The following is a 2,980-nucleotide window of genomic DNA, read 5'->3' on the forward strand; positions in this document are numbered from 1 at the left end:
ATGTTAGAGATGCTGATGCATATGCTAAAGGACATTTAACTAATGCAATAAACATACCATTTGATGAGTTTGAAGGAAAGATAAGTGAGCTAGAATCTTATAAAAATCAAACAATAGTATTAATATGCAATACAGGAAATAAAAGTGGTAAAGCAGCTCAAATGTTAGCTGACAATGGATTTAAAAACGTTTATAACGCAGCAGATGGAATGGAAGAGCATGAGTATGCAACTGTTACATATACTAATATAACAGGAAGTCAATTTGAAGAATTAGCTACTAAAAATAAAGATGCTGTTATACTAGATCTTAGAGATTCTAAAGATTTTGAAAAAAAACATGCAGAAAATGCTATAAATATACCTATGGATGAATTTGAATCAAAAATGTCTCAATTAAAAGATAAAAATCAAGAAATATATTTATACTGCAATACAGGAACGAGAACTTCTGAAGCGTCACAAATATTAGAAAAAAACGGATATAAAAAAATTTATAATTCAATAGATGGAACAAAAGAATACGAATTTAGTTTTACTAAGTAGTTTATAGATAAAATAATAAGATGCTCTCTTAAGATGATATTAATCATTATATGAGGGCATCTTTTTTGTAAAATTATTTTAACCAAAAATAAAGATTATTTTCATAATAAATAAAAGGATATTCATTTTATATGTACAAATATATTTAAGGTAAGATATAAGTTGAAATGTATACTGTGTATATTAAAAAATAAAGGGGCAAAACAAATGAGAAAAAGTGGAATATTTATGATATTGATATCTATTTTATTTATATTTTTTGTAAATGAATATTATAGATATGATGGATATAAGAATATTGAAATACCAGGTATAGGAATAGCTAAAGTGCCTGAGGAATGGTATTGTTCTACCAATGAAGATGGGCTACTTTATTTTGCCAATATGCCTATTCAAAATAAGGGGTGTAAGGTCTATTTTATTCAACATTCTATAGATAGCGAATTATTACAAAATGAAGATCTAAATGAAAAGTCTGGATATTATTTGGAAGATTATTATCTAGGTGATGTATTGTCTATTGAGAAAATTTTTGTATCTCCTTATGGTGATGCATGTACATTTTCTAATGGTTCTAGTTATAGAGCATGTACTTTTTATTTGAATGGAACAAAAGTCGACAGTTACTATATTAACTTTACTAATAATAAAACAAATAGCATTTTTTTTATAGTGGATGATTCAATTGATCTTAAAACTATGGAAGATATGACAAAGTGGTTTGAAAATAGTAAATAAAATTAATAAATGAAAAGGCTGGATATTCTATGAGATAATCTAGTCTTTTTATTATTTCTATAATAACAACTTGTAAATATATTGAAGTTTTTAATTTGATGTGATAATATATAACTTATTAGACAATTAACCTGTTAAGACAACTTAATAGGTTAATTTTTTTTAAAATAAAAGATTAAATAATAACCTTTTAGTAAATGGGGAAAATTAGAATAGTATCATTAGTTAGGAGGTATTAGAATGAAAGTAGAAAGAGTGGCCATATTAGGTGGTGGTAATGGTGGTATTACAGCTGCTGCTGATCTTTCAAGTAAAGGATTTGAAGTAAATTTATTTCAATCACATAAATTTTGTAGAAACTTAGATGTTATAAAAGAAAAAGGAGAAATTTTACTTCAAACATTGGAATGTGAAAGTACTGAGAAAGTACATTTAGTAACAGATGATATAAAAGAAGCTATATTAGGAGCTCAAATTATAATGTTAGCTATACCTGGAATGGCAGTAGAATATTTTGCGGAAATACTTGCTCCAGTTGTAAGGGAAGATCAAATAATTTACATAAATAGTGCTGCGGCTATGGGTTGTATAAGATTTGTTAATAAAGCTAAAGAAATGGGAATAGAAAAGAAATTTAAAATATGTGAATCTAATTCATTAACATATGGAACTAGAGCTTTTGCTGAGGAAGCGAGGGTAGAGTTATCATTAAGGGTTAAAAAACTATTTTTAGGTTCATATCCAGCATCTGATATAGATGAAATTATGGAATCTTTATCACAGTTATATGATTGTTTTGTACCAGCAAAAAATATATGGCATGTTAACTTAGAAAATGGTAATCCAGAAGTACATCCAGGACCAGCACTACTTAATGCAGGAAGAATAGATTATTCTAATGGAGAATTTTGGCTATATAAAGAAGGAATAACAGAACATACTATAAACGTATTACAAGCAGTTGAAAAAGAAAGAATTGCCCTTGGTAGAGCTTTAGGATTTGAAGTTGAAGGAGCAAGAGAGAGTCGTATAAATAGAGGGTATTTAGAAGAGGATAAGAATAAAACTCTTCAAGAATTATTTAATACTAGTGAGGTATTTGGTCAAATAAAAGGACCTACAAGTGTAACAAATCGTTATATAACAGAAGATATATCAACAGGCCTTGTACTTTGGTCAAATCTTGGAAAAATATTAAAAGTACCAACTCCAAACATAGATGCAATCATAGTACTTGGTGGAACTTTATTGCAAACAGATTTCTATAAAATAGGACTTACAGTAGAAAAATTAGGTATAAAAGGTGTGCATGACAAACAAGGTTTAATTGATGCAGTTTAATAAAAAAAGTGCTGATGGAATATTTATTTCATAGCACTTTTTTAAATAATATAAATCAAAGAATAAATATGAAATATATTACTTAATTCAAAACTATTTTTATGATATTTATGTATGCTAGCTAAATATTATAGGAAATTATTAAAAAATATACAAAGTTTCTTACATAAAAATAATAACTATATTAGGGGGGAATATATTTATGAAGGTAAAAAAAGTTGCAATAATGGGAGCAGGTAATGGTGGTATTACGGCGGCTGCGGATTTAACACAAAAGGGGTTTAAAGTTAATATTTTTGAATCAAAGAAGTTTTGTAAAAATTTAGATGTTATAAAATTAAATAATGAAATTACTA

Annotated in this window: 3 protein-coding genes; all 3 read left to right on the top strand. The window is 27.0% G+C overall.

Annotated elements, in window-relative coordinates:
* On the top strand, positions 1-545 hold a 545-nt coding region (locus J7G74_RS06630), incomplete at its 5' end, for a rhodanese-like domain-containing protein (protein WP_297133357.1).
* Positions 546-752: 207 nt separating this feature from the next.
* The gene (locus J7G74_RS06635) at positions 753-1,283 is read left to right on the top strand and encodes a hypothetical protein (RefSeq protein ID WP_297133359.1); all 531 of its coding nucleotides are present in this window, start codon (positions 753-755) and stop codon (positions 1,281-1,283) included.
* A gap of 240 nt (positions 1,284-1,523) precedes the next feature.
* Positions 1,524-2,624: an NAD/NADP-dependent octopine/nopaline dehydrogenase family protein gene (locus J7G74_RS06640; protein ID WP_297133361.1), complete on the top strand. Its 1,101-nt coding sequence runs from the start codon at positions 1,524-1,526 to the stop codon at positions 2,622-2,624.
* The last annotated feature ends 356 nt before the right edge of the window (positions 2,625-2,980 follow it).

This window comes from Terrisporobacter sp. (genome assembly GCF_017888745.1).
GTDB lineage: Bacteria > Bacillota > Clostridia > Peptostreptococcales > Peptostreptococcaceae > Terrisporobacter.